At 34.7% G+C, this 971-nt stretch carries 1 protein-coding gene; it reads left to right on the top strand.

Features of this window, described 5'->3' with window-relative positions; all coding sequences use genetic code 11:
- A partial coding sequence (locus ACFIL8_RS11080; protein WP_375689842.1) for a YadA-like family protein occupies nucleotides 1-660 on the top strand: 660 nt, incomplete at its 5' end.
- Nucleotides 661-971: the final 311 nt, after the last annotated feature.

Here is a 971-nt window from a genome sequence, read left to right as displayed (position 1 = left end):
ATCAATGTAGAGGATGGCAAGGTAGACAGAGATTCAAAAGAAGCTGTGAATGGAGGACAGCTTTGGGAAACTCAGCAGATGATTACAGATCAGGTCAAGGATATTGAAAATAAAGTTACGGAGGGATCTGTACAATACGATAAAGATAAAGAAACGGGCAAAAAGACCAATAAAGTTACATTAGTTGGTGGAGATGACAGTTCTCCAGTATTAATAGACAATGTAGCCGATGGAAGGGTTGAAAAAGATTCGAAAGAAGCGGTTAATGGTGGTCAATTAAAAGATAAGATGGATTTTGTGCTTGAAAGTGCCAATAAGTATACGGATGAGCAAATTTCTCATCTTGTAAAAGATGGAGTTAGTGGGGCTAATTCGTATACGGATATGAAGTTTTCGACATTAAGTTATGCTGTTGAGGATGTTCGAAAAGAGGCAAGACAAGCAGCAGCTGTTGGTTTAGCGGTAGCTGGTTTACGCTATAGTGATATTCCTGGAAAATTAACAATCGCATTTGGTAGTGGTTTATGGCGTAGTCAATCTGCTTTTGCTTTTGGTGCAGGTTATACTTCAGAGAACGGTGATATTGGTTCCAACTTGTCAATTACCACTTCTGGAGGTCACTGGGGTATAAGTACAGGGGTTAATGTGATACTCAACTAATAAACGACTAAATCCATAAAATTGATTTGCCTTTTTCTTAATTGAAGAAAAGGGCAAATTTTTTACTTTCTTCCAGAGTTCTCTAAAGCTATTCTAAATGTATAAAACACCCGTAATTATATAAAATCCGAATATAAAAAGCCTATGACAACTTTTTTTGAGAATAAAAGACCTTAATGGTAAAGCTTTAAAAAATTGATTGCTATTATTTTGATTTATTAAAATGCTTCAAGAAATGTAAATACGAATATACCCTTTATTAAAAGAAGACAGTTTTAGCTTTTATTTTCGTATAGTTTTAAACGTATGCT

This window comes from Bartonella sp. AP57NXGY (assembly GCF_042195805.1).
GTDB lineage: Bacteria > Pseudomonadota > Alphaproteobacteria > Rhizobiales > Rhizobiaceae > Bartonella.
The sequence above is the reverse complement of the archived record's forward strand: the minus strand, read 5'-3'. Positions and strand labels throughout refer to the sequence as shown.